Origin of the sequence: Hyphomicrobium sp. (genome assembly GCF_035548195.1) — a bacterium.
In the GTDB taxonomy this organism is placed as follows: domain Bacteria; phylum Pseudomonadota; class Alphaproteobacteria; order Rhizobiales; family Hyphomicrobiaceae; genus Hyphomicrobium_B.
The window spans coordinates 48,176-64,321 of the sequence record NZ_DASZTY010000035.1 but is presented as its reverse complement, the minus strand read 5'-3'; the positions used below and the strand labels follow the sequence as shown (position 1 = coordinate 64,321).

Here is a 16,146-nt window from a genome sequence, read left to right as displayed (position 1 = left end):
ACGGGTGTGGTCGAACGATGTCTTGGCAATCTCTCAAGAATGCAGTCGCCGCGACGTACAACGGCGGGATGCGGACGGCACTTGAGCACCTCAAAGAGACGTTTGGGTTTGATGGCGCGCGTTCGCCGGCGGAATCGCGCGTCGCTTTCACAATCGCGGTCGTTGCCCTTGCTGCCAAAATGAGCAAAGCCGATGGCGTGTCACTGCCAATCGAAGCGCAAGCATTCGAACGGCAGTTTTCCGTGCCGGACTCGGAACGCGCCCACCTTCGCCGTCTCTATCAGCTCGCGAGCCAGGATGTTGCGGGATACGAAGCTTATGCGGCGCAGGTCGCGCGTCTGCTGGAAGGTCAGCACGAGCTTAAGATATCGGTGCTTGAATGTCTCTTCCATGTCGCCAGCGCCGATGGCGTACTGCATCCCGACGAGGATCGCTACCTCGCGCACGTCGCGGAAATTCTCGGGCTTTCCCAACGCGAGTTTCGGTGCTTGCGCCGCAGCTTCGTGGTCGATGCCGACAGTCCCTATGAGGTGCTGAACGTTTCGCCCGCCGCTACTGACAGAGAGATCAAGTCGCGCTATCGCGATCTCGTCAAAAGCCATCATCCCGATGCGCTCGTTGCGAAAGGTGTGCCGCCGGAGTTCCTTGCCGGCGCTGAGCGCAGGCTCGCGGCGATTACGGCAGCCTACGAATCCATTCTTGCCGAGCGCGGTTTGCGCGTCGAACGGGCGCTGGAACCAAGTCAGTGAGCTTCGCAGCGGACAGCCCTCTCGTCAGCAGCATTCATCCGGCAGCGAACACCGAGCCGCGACGTGGCTGCATCAAGCCGTCGCTTCTCATTTTGCATTACACGGGCATGTCGTCGGCTGCGAAGGCGATCGACTGGTTGGCGCGCGCTGAAAGCAATGTTTCCTGCCATTACGTCGTAGACGAAGACGGCCGCATCGCACAGCTTGTTCCAGAAAGCTTACGTGCCTGGCATGCCGGAGCTTCATATTGGCGGGGCGAGACGGATATCAATTCGCATTCGATCGGCATCGAGATTCAGAATCCCGGGCATCAGCACGGCTATCCGGATTTTTCGCCCGCACAAATGGATGCCGTCATTGCACTCGGTAAAGAAATCACAGAGCGTTATGCGATGGCCGCCGACGCTGTTCTCGCCCATTCCGATGTCGCACCAGGGCGAAAGATCGATCCGGGCGAGAAGTTCAACTGGATGGCGTTGGCAAGAGCCGGACTCGGGCTCTGGGCGCGACCATCGCCGGTCCGAGCAGACGATGCCGGTCTCGGCTTAGGCGCCTGCGGCACACGCGTCGCGCGTGCGCAAGAACGTCTTGCCTCCTATGGTTATGGAATCGAGCTTAGCGGGGTTCTGGACGAGGGTACGGAAAAGGTTCTCAAAGCTTTTCAAGCCCATTTTCGTCCTCGCCGCGTCGATGGCAGGCTTGACAGATCGACGGAAGTAACGCTTGAGCGGCTGCTCGAAGCGTCGCGTCGGTAGGTTGCTGCTTGACGCCGCCATTAAGCTGACATTGATGCTGCCCCACTGCCGCGGGGAGAGCTGGGGCCGCTCTTCCATTTCGTTTTGGACCATTAGATCAATTGATAGGATTGCGCGTGTTCAAACCTCGTCGTCCGGAGATACTGCTGCTTGTGCTGGCAGCCTATGTGGCGCTGGTTCTGAATCAGGCTTTTTGGCGCAAGCTCTATAGCGTAGTTTCTCCGCACAATTTCGAAGATTGGTACTTTCTCGGCACCGTCGTCGTTTCCGTGACGCTGGCGGGTTATCTCATCATTTTGCCTTTCTCACTGAAGCCGGTCATCAAGACTGTCTTCCTTATGCTGCTTCCGGTCACGGCCGCGGCGGCGTATTTCATGACCGAATACGGAATCGTCATCGACACCAACATGGTTCGCAATGTGCTGGAAACGGACACGCGCGAAACAGGCGATCTCATAACGGTGGGCTTAATTGCTTATGTCGGACTTTTTGGTCTGGTGCCGGCGATCGTGTTTTGTCTTCTTCCCTGGACGCCAAGATCGTTCGGCGGCGAAGCTTTTGCCAAAATGAAATTCGCCGCTGTCGCGCTGGTTGTCCTGACGGTCACTGTGTTTCCGGTTTGGGGCACCTTCCTTTCGCTCTTCCGCGAGCACACAGAACTCAAGATGACGCTGACGCCGTTCAACTATCTGTCGGCATTTCCGAGATACCTGAGTAGAGAACGTGGTGCATTGGCCAGTAAAGTCATTGCGCCTTACGGAAGGGATGCTCACCGAGGGACGGAAACGCATTCGCGCAAGTCACTCTTTGTGGTGGTCGTCGGGGAAACTGCGCGTTGGGATCATTTTGCGCTCAACGGTTACGCGAGGCCGACGAATCCCGAGCTTTCCAAGATTAAAGATCTGGTCAATTATCCGCATGCATTTTCCTGCGGGACGGATACGGCGCAATCCGTGCCGTGTATGTTCTCTGGGCTGGGTAAGGCCAATTTCACAAACGCCAAGGCCGAGACACAGGAGAATCTGCTCGACATTTTGAAGCATGCGGGCATCGATGTGCTTTGGCGGGAGAACCAAGCGGGCTGCAAGGGCGTGTGTGCACGCGTTCCAACGGAAACGCTAACAGGGCATAAGCTCCCCACATTTTATCCGAGTACCAAGAATTTCGATGATGTTTTGGTTGACGGGTTGGACGCCCGGATCGCCAAGCTCGACCGCGATACCGTCATCGTTTTGCACATGATGGGCAGTCATGGCCCGACCTATTGGAAGCGCTATCCTGCGCGCTACGAGACCTTCACACCGGCGTGCAAGTCGGCGCAGTTCAGCCATTGCGAACTCAAAGACATTATCAACGCTTACGATAACACGATCGTCTACACCGACCACGTTCTGGCGCGGCTGATCGATGTGCTGGCGCAAGCGGAGAGTCACGGTGTCGATACCGGTATGCTCTACGTCTCCGATCACGGCGAGAGCCTAGGCGAGCACAATATGTATCTTCACGGTATGCCTTATGCGATCGCACCGGAGGCACAGATCCACGTGCCGATGGTGATCTGGCTTTCACCGTCGATGCGGGAAGCGACTGGTATCGATCAGGCTTGTCTTGTGAAGCATACGTCAGAGCGTGTGGGGCACGATAACCTTTTCCATTCGGTTCTCGGGCTGATGGACGTAAAGACGAAGGTCTACAATCCGTCGCTCGATCTCTTCGCAGCCTGCCGCAAGTCGCCCTCGTGAATCCTGAGCTTGTGCGCAATAACGTTGCGTAAATTATCCGGCAGCAGGCGATTTTGCCGTACTCGGGCGACAAATTGGGTATCGTTCTTTTCGTAGATTCGGCTCATGATGAGGCTCGCGAGGTGATACATGCCCTTTGGCCGATTTCATGCTCTCATAATCGCGATCTTGACCACAGTTTCCGTTTCCATTGATGGCGGCGCATGGGCAGAGCAGCCACTTGGGCCGGTTTCAATGCACGCGGAGATCAATGCTCACGCCATCACGACGCTGCTGCATCAAGCGAAGGCAGGTGAGCGGCCTGACTTGTCCGGTAAGTTTCTCGCCTATTTGGATCTATCGGACCTCGACTTCAAAGGCGCCAATCTCGCGCGTTCGGATTTTTACGGCACAGATTTTACCGGCGCAAACTTATCCGGCGTCGACCTGTCCCATACCCGACTTGATCGCTCGGTATTGATCCGTGCAAACCTGTCCGGAGCCAACCTGACTGGGGCGACGATCTACCGGCCAACAATTTATTCCGATTTATCGAATGCGACTTCCGATGCGCCGCGCTTTTCGGGCGCCAACCTCACGCACGTGCACGTACAGGCCGAGTTGTCCGGTTCGGATTTTCGGGGTGCTGACCTGACGGATGCCGATTTCCTTCCACTTGAAGGGCGACCCGGTGAAGGGACGATGACGACGACCTATAAGAATATTCTCAAATACTGTAATTTTGCCGGCGCACGTCTTCATGACGCGAAGATGCAGCGAACCGTGTTGTGGTTCGCGAAGTTCACGGGTGCGGATTTGACTGGCGCCAACTTCACCGATGCGGATCTGTCGCGCGCCGATTTCGCAGGCGCCGACGTTGCCGGGGCCGATTTCACTCGAGCAAACCTCGACGAAGCGAATTTCGTAGGCGCGAAGGGGATCGCCGACGCGAAAGGGCTTCATGATGCGATCAATTTTGATCGCGCCTATCGATGAATTGATCGAGCGGGAGAAGAAAAATTCCCGATCGAAACTTTCGTGGTGCGTCGCAGTTTGTGGTTATCCTTCGCCGCGAAGCCTGTTAGTGTTCGTTAAATCATTTATTGTCAGTATGTTAACAACTTGACCTAGCGTGGAGCGCGAGATGCGAGATTCCCTGCTGCAGATCGGTTCGGGGTTTCGATTGGGTATTCTGGCCGGAGCTTTTGCCGTGGCGACCACTTGGGTTGCGCCTGCTGGGGCCGTCAGTCTCAGAGTCAAGCTTGCCTGTTCGAGTGACTACCACGCATTGTGCAGCCAGTATCCCTCCGATAGTCCCGAGGTTCGTCAGTGCATGCGGGCAGCGGGCGAGAAGTTGTCCGCACGATGCCTCAACGCATTGATTGCTGCCGGTGAAGTAACGGAAGAGGAAGTTGCTCGCCGTGCCGCGCAGATGCGACAATAGTTTCTGACGCCGCTGTCGTATGGCAGGCGGCACGGTAATTTGGCGAACGCCGTGGTCCAATGGCGTTCATCAGGACTGAAATATATTATCAAAACATCCGGCCGCCGTTCGGCACCGGCTGCGAGGGGATAAGAAGGACGACGTTTCCATCTGCATCCGGGACGCCGAGCGTCAGGACTTCCGACATGAACGGTCCAATTTGTCGGGGCGGAAAATTAACTACGGCGATGACTTGTTTTCCTACCAGCTCGTCCAACTCATAGTGTTTCGTGATTTGCGCGGAAGAGCGCTTCGTGCCGATTTCTTCGCCGAAATCGATCGTTAGCTTATAGGCGGGCTTTCGCGCTTGACGAAAAGCCTCCGCCGAAATGACGGTCCCGACGCGTATATCGACTTTTAAGAAGTCATAGAAGGTAATTTGCGGCGGCAGGTCGGCGTCTTTTGTCATGGTGTGTAGATGCCATCACTGAGGAGCCGCAGCAAGCTTGGCGCGTAACACGAGAAGCCGCTGGCCCCGTTTCAACACGGCCAGCGACTCCGCGCCAATAGGGGCGCTCAGCGAGCCACTCGCGACAGCCCGCTATCGAAAGTAACGAATCCCGGAAAGGGCTGGTTCCGGCTGAGAAAGGCGAATTGGGTGTGATAAATCTCTACAATGCTCTGGCCGAATAGCCGGCGCGCGCAGGTCTGAAGGGCAAAAATATCGTCGGAGTTGGGTAGTGCTTCGGGACATTGCGGCGAAAGCCGAACTGGCGAAGATCGTCCGCGGAGACCGGAGGAGCCGAATATACGATCGGTATGTTCAAACGGCGCACCGCATCGCAGAACTCAGTCGTCGGTCGGTCGTTGTCGAATTCGACAACAACTGTGTCGATCTTTTTATGCTCCAAAAGGGTGAGCGCTGCCGAATAGGAGCTGAAGACATGAACGCTGTTGCCGGCATGAAGAAGCGCTTCTCTCATCCCGTAGCCTGACGCAAATGAGCGGTCGACGATGACGATGGAAGACATTGTTCCCGTGCCCACTGCTTAAACTCCTGACATGAGACATAGCGGTTCTAAAGTTATTCACATCCTCCCGACAGATGTTTGCGTAACCACACAGTTTCAAGATCAGCCATGCGGCCTAGGGCTCAACGATTTCTGTAACAATTGTGATCGGTATTCGATCTTTATGTCCGCCAAGGGTGTTTCGGGAGATCGCTCACGCCAACTGGTTTGACGCCAGCCTTTGCCACTTGCTCGTCGTCTTCGACCGTGCTGCCAGAGACGCCAATTGCGCCGATCATGACGCCTTCGGTGTCTACAATCGGAAGACCCCCGGGAAAGCTTATCAGTCCGTGGTTGGATACTTCGATGCCGTAAAGTGATTGGCCAGGTTGAGAGAGCTTGCCGAGCTGTCCGGTCGGCATCGCGAAGAATACTGCTGTGTGGGCTTTCTTTATCGCGACGTCGATCGAGCCAACCCATGCGCCGTCCATGCGGTGAAAGCCCTTGAGATTGGCTCCTGAGTCGACGACGGCAATGCAGCTTTTGTTGCCAATTTCGTTCGCCTTTGTGATCGCAGCTTGTATCGCTGCGGCCGCTTGTTCGCTCGTGACATGCATGGGATTCTCCGGGTGATGACGGTCTTGCGTCGTCTGAATGCCTGCGTAACCCCGGTGGCCGACGGCCGTTCCCATTCAATTTCAGAGTATGGCTTCAATCTCGGACAAAAAAATACCCGCCCAGAAATCCGGGCGGGTACGATTGGCCTCAGTCGGAATGTCCTGGGCGATTAGTAGCTCAGGTGTTTATCCCAGAAATTACATTTGTATTCATTCCGGAATTTTTTGACCGTCGTCGTCGACAACGGAATATCCTGGACGAAATACTTTGCGTTGTTGCTGGCAGCAAATTTTGGCCAGGGCGAATTGCCAGAGCCGTTCGGATTACCAGTGTCCGCGAAGTTCGTCCAAGCGGCAACGAGCTGATCGGACAGCTGCGTTTCCTTTTTGTTGAGCTCGCGCGGCTGGCCTGTTTCCTGGTCGAGGTTCACGCCGAGCTGTCCACCATGCCAGTTGTCGAACAAGAACTGGATGTCGATGGTATGCGCCGCCAGAGGTTTGAATCCTGGCATCTTCGGGAAGTAATATGGCGCATCCGGATAGGTGAAGTCGTAGGCGTAAGTCGGGACCTGAGGCGCCATCAGTTGAAGTACGTGCACTTCGCGGCATTTCGCAGGATCTGTGACGGCCCTTTCATAGGCGATCATCGGATCGTTATCGTATGCGGATAGTTTGTATTTGTTGGCAACACCTGCGGGCATGGTGCCGCCCGTGCAGAATGCGCAAGGCGCGCCTTCCGAAACCGCAGCCGCAAACTGGTCGGCGGTCATTGGCGTTTGAGGCGGTCCCGAGAAGTACTCCGAGATTCCGGTAAGGAATGTCAGCTCGTCTTTTGTCGCTCCGCCCATGACCGGCATCTTGTTGAACCGGCCGGTTGTCCACGCTTTCTCAGGTGTGCGCGGAATAATCGTTCCGTCAACAAACGGTGTCCCTGTCGTGAACGGGCCATCGGCATTCGGAGTTCCTTGCAGTTGCAGAATGCGGGCGGCTGAAAGGTTGCGCAAGCAGTCGGCAGCTTTTTTTCCTGAACCCGTAGGACAGCCCGCTGCGGTTGCAAAGTTTTTACCGCGCGCTAGGGCATCAGCCTTTGACGGGAGCACAGAAAAGAAGCCCGGCGAGCTTTGGAAGATGGCGCGGCTCAACAAACCGGAGCTTAAAGGCGAAAGCACGTGGGTTGCCGTGTCGTAGGCTCCGGCGGATTGTCCGCCGACCGCAACTCTACTTGGGTCACCGCCGAAAGCTGAGATGTTACGCTGGACCCAACGCAATACGGCCTGCTGGTCCAAGGTTCCGTAGTTGCCCCAAAGATGGCCTTCCTTGTTGATTGCGGGATGCGAGAACGTGCCAAATAGGCCCAGACGGTAGTTCATCGTAACAACTACTGTCGGTGTGCCGTTTGGGCCTCCTTTGGCAAGCTTGCTGCCGTCGTAGTCGTTGGATTCGCCGTCGATGTTGCCGCCGCCGTGGATCCAGACGATGACCGGTTTCTTCTTTTTGATTTTATTCGGTGTGCCCGTTGTGAAGACGTTGAGATAGAGACAGTCTTCATTAATGCTCGTTGGGCCGGCGAATGCGCCGAGTCCAGTTACCTGCGGGCAGTTGCTGCGGAATTCCGTAGCGTCGAGTTTGCCTTTCCAGCGTTTTACGGGCTGCGGCGGTTGCCAACGGAGTTCCCCGACCGGTGGTGCGGCGTACGGAATACCCAGAAACGTTTCGACACCATTTTTCGTAAAGCCTTGGACCTTGCCGTCGGTTGTCGTGACGACAGGTCCGCTGTTATTATTCTTGGCAAGCGCTGCGCCGGATGCGCAGAACGCCAGAAGCATCGAGGACGCAAGGAGGCTATGACGCAACGAAACTTTTCGTGCGCCCTTATAGGACGTACATTGCATAATTCCTCTCCTACATTTTTTCTGTTTTTATCGTTTTTGCTCTCTCCGATTTGACTGGAGAGGATCAGCTAAACACGCGTCAATTATTTTCCCTAGGCGCTGAGGGAAAGGATCGTAGGGTTTGCGTGCACTCCGGCGCAATAATGATAGAATGGGTAAAGAAATGCGGGCAGCAGCATAACCTTATAAGACTATGACGCCGTTGTATTTTTTATTGTCGTTTGGATTTCTAGAATTTCGCCCGATATTCGCTCGGAGAGCACCCATATTTCTTTTTGAATGCTCTGATGAAGGCTGAAATATCGTTGAACCCCCAGCGATAGGCGATCATGGATATCGGTTGATTGTAACAGTTGGTGCAGACCAAGTCCCGGCGGACAAAATCCAAACGTTTCGCGAGTACGTGTGCGCTAAATGTCTTGCCCGTAAATCCAAAAAGCTTATGGACATAGCGCACCGAAATTCCCAACCTGTCGGCGGCAGATCGGGGAGACAATTCCATTTCTCCGATATGCGCATCAATATAACTTATGAGTTCGTCGACGTAGTGCTTCGCCGGCATCTCGGCGACTTCGCTCCGTCGTACTTCCTTCGCGAAATAAGATGCTGAGAGTGGCATCAGAACGGTGCACGTTTCGTAAAGTGCCCGCAGCTCACTCGTTCCGGCAGATACCAAATTCTGGGCAAGGAAGTTCAGACAGCTGGAGAGCGGTGGCATCATCTTGTCGGCACGTATTACCCCATGACGCAAAAGAGACCCGATATACGGGGATTGATCGAGTTTTTCTTTCGGAATACGGAACGCAAGATGATCGAAAGATCGGGAGCTTCTTTGGGTCATCTTCAAAGGCAAGGAGCTATCGTAAACGATGAGATCTCCGCGTCGCAGATCGAATGATCGTCCGGACTGCTCGATGTTAAGCTCGCCGGCTAATACGAAATTGGCGTAGTAGCTGTCTGATGTCGATTTTTGGATTTCTCGTGCGCCACGGGCCGCAACGATGGGCGTATTTGTCCCTCTTGCAACAGCTTCTGTATTGGTCGAGAGGCATTCGACTCGCGCGGCGAACGTCGTGTCAGAATCGAACTCTATCGTCCATGGCATGAACGCGTCTTGGACAACGTCGCGAAACGCGCCGAATGCTCTCTTTTGGTCAAAATATTCTGTGTCGTAGATGCTGGATTTGAAATCCGGAAAAGGAACTGCGTCCCTTTCAGATTTTTCTGTCATTGGCGTCTCTCCGGAACTCGCGAGCTCATTCTTTCGGCTCACGTTGTCGTTCGAAATTTATCGCGCCCGCTTAAAACCCTTCCATTCTATCTTTCGATCGTGGGGGAGTAGTTTTATCCCAGCACGGAGATCATTGAAAGTTATTCTCGTAATCAAATTCGTAATTCTGATGCGCTTTTTCTTTGTTGCGCCGGTATTTGCATATTGTTTAGGCACAATCATTCGCTGGTTTTATGCTTTTGCTTGGCTGCACATTTTCCGGGCTGACGCATCTATTCAAACTACGAGGAGGAATAATTGTGTGAGGTGTGCCGCCGCCTCATAATAAGAACGTATTTGCAATCGGCAGGGCGATGTAGCAACGACGGAGGCGGCGGTTGCCGTAAGCAACCGCCGCTTATTCGCATTACGGACCGTAATACAGGATGGTATCCCAGAAGTCGCAGTTATATTTCTTGCGGTACTTCTTCTGGTTCATTTTTGACAGTGGAATATCTTGAACGAGGTACTTGGAGCTATCGTCTCCTGAGTACTGCGGCCATGGAGAGTTGCCGTTTCCGTTCGGATTTCCCGACCATGCAAAGTTGGTCCAGGCTGCAACGAGCTGATTCGAGAGCTTGACCTCTTTGCCCTGGATCTCACGCGGCATACCCGTGTCCTGATCCAGGTTCACACCAAGCTGGCCGCCATGCCAGTTGTCAAACAGGAACTGGATGTCGATCGTGTGCGCGGCGTTTGCTCTAAAGCCCGGCATCTTGGGGAAGAAGTACGGCGCGTTCTGATATGTGAAATCATACGCGTACGTTGGCATCTGTGGACCCCAAAGCTGCAAGACGTGATCCGCCTGGCACTTCTGAACGTCCGTCCTAACTCGATTGTAGGCATTTTGGACGTTGTTGTCGTAGGCCGACAGCGGGTATTTCGCCAATACTTTCTCAGCCGTTCCGGTCGGGTATGCCGGGGGCGCGCCGCCGGGGCCGGCGTTGCCTGAGTACGTATTGGTGACAGCAGCTGTGTATTGCTCAGCAGTCATCGGAACCTGCGGCGGACCGGAGAAGTACTCCGAGATGCTGATGCTGAAGTTGGCTTCGTCCTGCACGCGGCCACCCATCGTCGGCATCTTGTTGAACCGGCCTTTGGTCCATGCCTTCTGCGGATCGACGGGGATCACCGTTCCGTCGACGAAAGGACCGACGATATACGGTCCGTTGGCATTCGGCGTACCTTGCAGTTGCAGAATGCGTGCGGCACTCAGGTTCCGCAAGCATTCGGCAGCTTTTGCGCTTCCGCCCTTCGGACAACCTGCGGCGGCGGCAAATGCCTGGCCTTTAGCTTTTGCTGTCGCGGCTGAAGGGAGAACCGGAAGAGGGCCGCTTTCGTAAATCGCACGGCTAAAAAGGCCCGTGCTGATTGGCGAAAGCATGTTGGCTCCCGTGTCCGTCGCACCTGCGGACTGTCCTCCAAGGGCAACGCGGTTGGGATCGCCACCGAATGCGGCAGCGTTTCGCTGTACCCAACGGAGCGCGGCCTGGATGTCCATGATGCCGTAGTTACCCCACTGGTGGCCTTCCTTATTCAAGGCCGGATGCGACAGATAACCGAAGAGGCCCAAGCGGTAGTTGAGCGTTACAACAACCGTCTCATGGCCATTCGGTCCGCCCTTTGCGAGCTTTGTGGCATCGTAATCGTTTGACTCGCCATCGACGTTACCGCCGCCGTGGATCCAGACGATGACGCCCTTCTTCTTTTTCGAACCTGTCGTGAAGACGTTCAAATAGAGGCAGTCTTCAGACGTGCTGGTTGGTCCGGCAAAGGCGCCGAGTTCGGTAACCTGCGGGCATGTATTGGCGAAGTGGGTCGCGTCGAGCTTTCCCTTCCAATGTTTTACGGGCTGTGGCGGTTGCCAACGGAGATTACCAACGGGGGGAGCTGCGTAAGGGATGCCCTTAAAGACATTCACGCCGTTCTCGGTGGTCCCTTGGATTTTACCGTCGGTGAGCTTGACGACGGGCCCTGACTTGGCCGCAAGCGCAGGAATTGACGTCAATCCTGCTGCAACTAGCGAACAAGCCACAATCGATCGACGCAACGATTTTTGTCGTGCGCCAACAACTGACACGCTTTGCATAGTCCTCTCCTAACTTTTTTCATTCGCCCGCGCTTCTTTTGAGATTACGCAGGTAAGCGAATAAAAGGGCGGACCGACCAGGAGATGCTACGGCAGGAGGGAACTTGCGTTGGATATAAAGGAACTCGATGCGATTTCTTTATCCAAATTGTATTGTATGTATGCTGATTATTATTTTCATGCGAGCGAAGGAAGATTTCGCGCAAATGAAAGCGGAGTATTCTATTCTGTCGAAGCGAAGTATTTGTTTGCTTAGGTTTGCAATCTTTTATCGTGCACGAAATGGCTCGTGAGGCACCGATTTGGTGTCATCTTTGGGAGAGATCGTTGGTTAACGTCAGCGCTCCATCCAAAATTGCGCCGTAGAGCAGAACGAGTGTTATTTCCCGTGGTGCTGATGCGACACTTCCACGACTCTACGGCCTGTTTTTTTGCCGAGGGCGCTTTGCGATGCGATTGACCTATGCGTTTCGTGGTATGAGTCACTGATTCTGGGGCGGTTTTTTCGCCCGCGTGGGGAGGACGTGACTTGCGCAGAGAAAGCATTCGTCTCGCGATTGCAGCCGTACTGATCGCTATTCTCAATCTTCCGCTTGCTTCGGGCGGCTCAGCAGACCCTCTGGCAGGTTTCGCGGCCGCGAAAAGTCAATTTGCTATCGCGCCTATATTGGAGAAGACGCACGGTTTTCATTGCCGACCGATGTTTGGCTGGGATCCGCGCCTGGGCATCTATCACGTGCATAAGCACGAAGGCATTTGCCGGAATTATCAGCGTTGCATGAAAGTTATGTATCGATGCGACCTGCGCAACGGACGCGGCTGGCGCCCGTGGGACTATGAGCGGTGGGGCGACGATAATTGGCGATTCGACAAGTGCATGCTTGATGCTGGCTGTTATTGATAAGCTGTAATATCGGGAAATCATTTCGGATCGGGTTTTCATGAGCAGATCGGTCAGGTGCGTTTATAGCGGGCGTGGTGCGCTACGTGTTCTTACTTTGAGTATCGCTTTTATTTGCCTGTTCGGAGAAGGAGAGCTGCGAGCGGAGGGCATTACCATCAAGGGAGATCATCCTTCCCAGAACATCGATATGAAGATCGATGGCGAAACAATTGGGACGGTGCTCCAAACGCTTCACGAAAAATATGGGATCGAGATTTCGGGCGAAGACAAACTCGCGTCGGATGATGCCGTTTCAATGACGATCTCCGGCACGTTGCCCGCAATTCTGGAAAGGCTTCTCCGCAATCAGAATTACATGATCGTACGATCGGCGAAAAATGCGACAGGCGTCGGTAAGATACTGATCGCGGGGAGCAACCAAGACGATAGCGGTTCTAAAAAGAGCCAAACTCCGGCGGCTCCCCCTGCCAATAATCCTGCGATGCCTTGACTTTGGTTTGCGATGTTCAGCAGCTATCGTCGTCAGAATCGCTCGAACAGCCCTTTGCAAATTTGACTTTTTGAGCTTCTTCGCCGTCTCGCTTCAGTGTGACGGAATCCTTTTCGACCATCGCGACGTGCCACCCGCCGATCATGTCGCCGACCTCTACGCGGAAGTCGGCGCCGCTGCCCTGGCTCTTGAGAAGCGCGATTGTCCTATGGCGATTGAGAACTACGCCTAAAAGCTTGTAATCGGGAGGGGGCGGCGGTTTTTGGACGGTTCCCTTTGCAGTTTTCTTTGGCGGTTGCCGGCTGGGCGCGAATAGCGGCCGGTTTACCCAATTTTTGAGCGTCGATTTGTCGAATGAGGCTAATGGATTTCCGCTAAGGAGCTGATTGGCTTCCTCCAATGCCGTCTTTTCTTGGTCGGCTTCCTCAGCTTCTTTGGCGGTGGTGCCGTGCTCGTCCGGCGTATCGGCAGCGGGGGAGTTTCCGGCAGCGCGCGTGGCGACGATGTGGTCTTTGCCGCCGCCGAACCAGGCTCCGCGATTATCCATCCAAACGAGGCCCGCCAAGCCGAGCGATACCAAAATCAACAATAACGGCCGGTACTGTGTCATCGTCTCAAGAAGCTCCGGTTTGAATCGCAAAACCGCTTACCTGCAAAGTCACGTCGAGTGGGCCGGTGTAGTGCGGTTCGGGCGGGCGAAAATCATCGTGAACAGCGCGCACGATGATATCGTCGATAAAGATGAGCGGCGTGCCGGTCTCAAGGCCGTGAACGATGTCTCGTAACCCGTTGGTACCAACGCTGATCGACATGCTTACTGAAATGCGAGTCAAGTTGCCGTCCTCCTTCGGCGGCATGATCTGAATGCTCGAAGCCGTGCCGCCATTCGCGGTCACGAGGCTGTTTACGAGGCTCTGCAAATTAGCGCCCGCAACGCCCGTTTTATCTCCTTCGAGGAGCAGGCTCTTGTCCTGACCGAGGGCTGTCAGGTCCAAATGCTCTTTTTTCAGCGCGTTCTCCCGCGATATCTCCGCACGTAATTCGGGCAGCGTTTTTCTTTTCGCCGCGATCGCTTGTTCAAGCCCCAGGATTTTCCAGTAAGGTGCCGCGGCCGCCGCACCGAGGGCAACGAACAGCGCCAGGAGCAGCGCGACTGCGACGTACGTCGATTTTGATGGCGAGGTCACTGTGTTTTCTCCGCATGCGCTTCTTCCTGCACACGTCCAACGATCGAGAATGTGCCGAGCTTTTGACCATCCTCGCGGGTGGTTGGGGCAGAAAATCTGACGTCCTCAAATTCCGGAGTGCTTTCCAAAGTTTCGATCAGGCTGGTCGGATCCGCGGACTTGCCGACCAGGCGCGCTTCCTTTTCGTGAATCTCAAATTCGTCGAGGTAAGCGGTATCCGGCAATGCACGGCTAAGTGCTTCGATCAGCACCATGACTGGCCTATCGTCGATCTTAAGCTTGGCTAAGCGCTCCCGCTGTTCACGCAGTTTTGTGTTTTCGTCATTGAGGCGTTTGACGTCGTCCACGCGCGCCATAATCGCCGTGATCTTGCTCTCGAGATCTCCATACTGGGTCTTCAAACCCCAGACTTGATAAAATCCGAAGCCGCCTACGGCGAAACCTGCAAGGACGAGAGCAAGAATTGCGATATGCAGGCGCCCGGCGGTTTTGCTGACGGGGTCAGCTTCGAGCGTCATCAGCTCTGCGGTCGATGGCGCATCCGCGGTGGGAGCGAAGTCAATGGCGTTCGGCGATAGGCCGATCCGGCGCGCGCGTTCTACGGCCGCGTCAACGATCGTCTTCGTTGTCGCGACGATGTCGGTATCGATCTGGTCAGGCGTCGTGGCGTTCTCGCCCTTCGCGCGGTAGCCGTAACAGGTGTTGTCTTGCGGCCATGGTACGATCGTTTCGATCTTGTTTTCGACGACCGAATCCATCAGGTCACTTGCCGCCACGGGAATTTGAATCGTTCGATGGACGACGTCAGCGGGAGAGAGACGAAGCAGCACCTGCTTGGAATTTTGCGTTTCCCGTTGGAGAAGTAATCGTCTTAGCGAGGCAATTTGGTCAGCGCTCGCATGTGGATCGAGTATGCCGATGCGGCGGGTCGGACCCGCGCCGCGGGTGTAAATTTCCAAACCTTCGGTTGTGTTGAATAGCAGCGTTCGCCACGGACGTTCGCCTGCGCGTCTCGGAGTTATGATCTTGCTCAGCTCTCGAAGCCACCACCAATAGAAGCGGCGGGCGCGGCCTATGCTACCGTCTTTCGTCATTGCACTTTCTCCGCGGCTGACGTCACCATCGGCCATTTGGCAATTAACCTGTACGGTGCATTGCCATCGAGACCGGGCAAAATGACGTAAGTCCTGCTGATGCTGTAGTTGTCGTTGGGCCGATGTGCGCTGACCGTCACGAGATAAGCTGGGCCGCTTTCGTCGGTCAGGTACTCTTGGCCTTTTTGCATGATGTCGAAGGTCGCAGATTTATCTGCGTATTTGAGCTTTTCTATATCCGCCCTGTTGAGTTCGGGAACGGCACTCAGCACCTCTTCCGGGGCAGCGAGGGGATTTATGGTTCCGTCACGGCTATAGACGGTCAAGTATGGGGCAATGCGATTGAAGAGATCGTGAGGAATGCCGTTCGAACGGCCAAGCTGCCATACATCGATGAACGCAGGCGCGGGGGGCGAAAAACCATCAGTATTGCCCGTATCGCTCGTAGCTTGAAACTCTGAAGTGGTCTTGTCTCCGGGCGTTTCTCCCGAGGCGGCTTTTCTCGCTCGCAGGATGAAATCGGTGTATTGCGCCGCTTTTGCTGCCGATTTGGTATGTCGCTGAAAAAAAGAACGCAGCAGCTTTTCATCGCTCTTGTTTAAATCGATAAGACCGTCCGGGTCCGTAATCGAAATCGTGACTTCAGTATCCGAGAAAGCGAATTGGTGTGCTCTTCCGTCACCCGGCCAGCGTTTTTTGGGGTCGGAGTTGGCCAAATGCGCCGCGGCGATTTCAAGACCTCCGTCCAGAATGGCGTCGGATTTTACAAGCCCGATTTCCGAAACGGCGGAAGCTGCGCCGCTACGCACTGCGGCATTGAATGAAGCAACCAACAGGACGGCCGAGGTCAGCACCCAAAGCACGACGAGCATCACAAATCCGCGCTCGCGCGCCGAATGATCGAACGGATCCTGTGAGAACAGCTCTGGCGCGTTACGTGTCACA

The 16,146-nt window shown here is 54.9% G+C and carries 17 protein-coding genes; 7 read left to right on the top strand and 10 right to left on the bottom strand.

Annotation, left to right across the window (positions count from 1 at the left end; genetic code table 11):
* Positions 1-17 precede the first annotated feature (17 nt).
* The 5 genes from VHB22_RS13965 (at position 18) to VHB22_RS13945 (ending at position 4,669) form a co-directional block, all read left to right on the top strand.
* On the top strand, positions 18-749 hold the full coding sequence (locus VHB22_RS13965) for a DnaJ family molecular chaperone (RefSeq protein WP_325457590.1): 732 nt from the start codon (positions 18-20) through the stop codon (positions 747-749).
* Positions 746-1,504 (top strand): N-acetylmuramoyl-L-alanine amidase, encoded by a 759-nt coding sequence (locus tag VHB22_RS13960; RefSeq protein WP_325457589.1) that lies wholly within the window; start codon positions 746-748, stop codon positions 1,502-1,504. Before VHB22_RS13965 ends, VHB22_RS13960 begins: the two co-directional genes overlap by 4 nt.
* A 116-nt stretch (positions 1,505-1,620) precedes the next feature.
* Positions 1,621-3,246, top strand: coding sequence for a phosphoethanolamine--lipid A transferase (locus tag VHB22_RS13955; protein WP_325457588.1), 1,626 nt, complete (start codon positions 1,621-1,623; stop codon positions 3,244-3,246).
* A gap of 129 nt (positions 3,247-3,375) precedes the next feature.
* Complete coding sequence (locus VHB22_RS13950) at positions 3,376-4,221, top strand: pentapeptide repeat-containing protein (protein WP_325457587.1); 846 nt, start codon at positions 3,376-3,378, stop codon at positions 4,219-4,221.
* Positions 4,222-4,369: 148 nt separating this feature from the next.
* Complete coding sequence (locus VHB22_RS13945; RefSeq protein ID WP_325457586.1) at positions 4,370-4,669, top strand: hypothetical protein; 300 nt, start codon at positions 4,370-4,372, stop codon at positions 4,667-4,669.
* A gap of 88 nt (positions 4,670-4,757) precedes the next feature.
* Here the strand turns inward: VHB22_RS13945 and VHB22_RS13940 are convergent, their stop codons facing one another.
* From VHB22_RS13940 to VHB22_RS13915, 6 genes are all read right to left on the bottom strand, one after another.
* Positions 4,758-5,117 (bottom strand): tRNA-binding protein, encoded by a 360-nt coding sequence (locus tag VHB22_RS13940; protein ID WP_325457585.1) that lies wholly within the window; start codon positions 5,115-5,117, stop codon positions 4,758-4,760.
* A gap of 202 nt (positions 5,118-5,319) precedes the next feature.
* Entirely contained in the window at positions 5,320-5,679 is a 360-nt protein-coding gene (locus VHB22_RS13935) for a hypothetical protein (protein ID WP_325457584.1), read from the bottom strand.
* Positions 5,680-5,840: 161 nt separating this feature from the next.
* Positions 5,841-6,275 (bottom strand): heme-binding protein, encoded by a 435-nt coding sequence (locus tag VHB22_RS13930; protein ID WP_325457583.1) that lies wholly within the window; start codon positions 6,273-6,275, stop codon positions 5,841-5,843.
* Between the two features lie 170 nt (positions 6,276-6,445).
* Positions 6,446-8,167, bottom strand: coding sequence for a carboxylesterase/lipase family protein (locus VHB22_RS13925; protein ID WP_325457582.1), 1,722 nt, complete (start codon positions 8,165-8,167; stop codon positions 6,446-6,448).
* A 229-nt stretch (positions 8,168-8,396) separates the two neighbouring features.
* Positions 8,397-9,398 carry a helix-turn-helix domain-containing protein gene (locus tag VHB22_RS13920; protein ID WP_325457581.1) on the bottom strand — a complete coding sequence of 334 codons (1,002 nt, stop codon included), beginning with the start codon at positions 9,396-9,398 and terminating at the stop codon, positions 8,397-8,399.
* 406 nt (positions 9,399-9,804) lie between these two features.
* Positions 9,805-11,526, bottom strand: a complete 1,722-nt coding sequence (locus VHB22_RS13915) for a carboxylesterase/lipase family protein (RefSeq protein ID WP_414652744.1) — start codon at positions 11,524-11,526, stop codon at positions 9,805-9,807.
* Between the two features lie 529 nt (positions 11,527-12,055).
* Here VHB22_RS13915 and VHB22_RS13910 point away from each other — a divergent pair.
* Entirely contained in the window at positions 12,056-12,427 is a 372-nt protein-coding gene (locus VHB22_RS13910) for a hypothetical protein (protein ID WP_325457579.1), read from the top strand.
* A gap of 40 nt (positions 12,428-12,467) precedes the next feature.
* Positions 12,468-12,920 carry a hypothetical protein gene (locus tag VHB22_RS13905; protein ID WP_325457578.1) on the top strand — a complete coding sequence of 151 codons (453 nt, stop codon included), beginning with the start codon at positions 12,468-12,470 and terminating at the stop codon, positions 12,918-12,920.
* A 16-nt stretch (positions 12,921-12,936) separates the two neighbouring features.
* On the opposite strand, the gene VHB22_RS13900 is transcribed toward VHB22_RS13905, so the two are convergent.
* Genes VHB22_RS13900 through VHB22_RS13885 form a run of 4 tightly spaced genes read right to left on the bottom strand, consistent with a single transcriptional unit; the run spans position 12,937 to position 16,145 of the window.
* On the bottom strand, positions 12,937-13,530 hold the full coding sequence (locus tag VHB22_RS13900; RefSeq protein WP_325457577.1) for a type II secretion system protein N: 594 nt from the start codon (positions 13,528-13,530) through the stop codon (positions 12,937-12,939).
* 4 nt (positions 13,531-13,534) lie between these two features.
* Positions 13,535-14,107: a type II secretion system protein GspM gene (gspM, locus tag VHB22_RS13895; protein WP_325457576.1), complete on the bottom strand. Its 573-nt coding sequence runs from the start codon at positions 14,105-14,107 to the stop codon at positions 13,535-13,537.
* A complete protein-coding gene (locus tag VHB22_RS13890) occupies positions 14,104-15,201 on the bottom strand; it encodes a PilN domain-containing protein (RefSeq protein WP_325457575.1) in 1,098 nt (365 codons plus the stop codon). The genes gspM and VHB22_RS13890 overlap by 4 nt, the downstream gene beginning before the upstream one ends.
* Entirely contained in the window at positions 15,198-16,145 is a 948-nt protein-coding gene (locus tag VHB22_RS13885; protein WP_325457574.1) for a hypothetical protein, read from the bottom strand. Before VHB22_RS13885 ends, VHB22_RS13890 begins: the two co-directional genes overlap by 4 nt.
* Position 16,146: the final 1 nt, after the last annotated feature.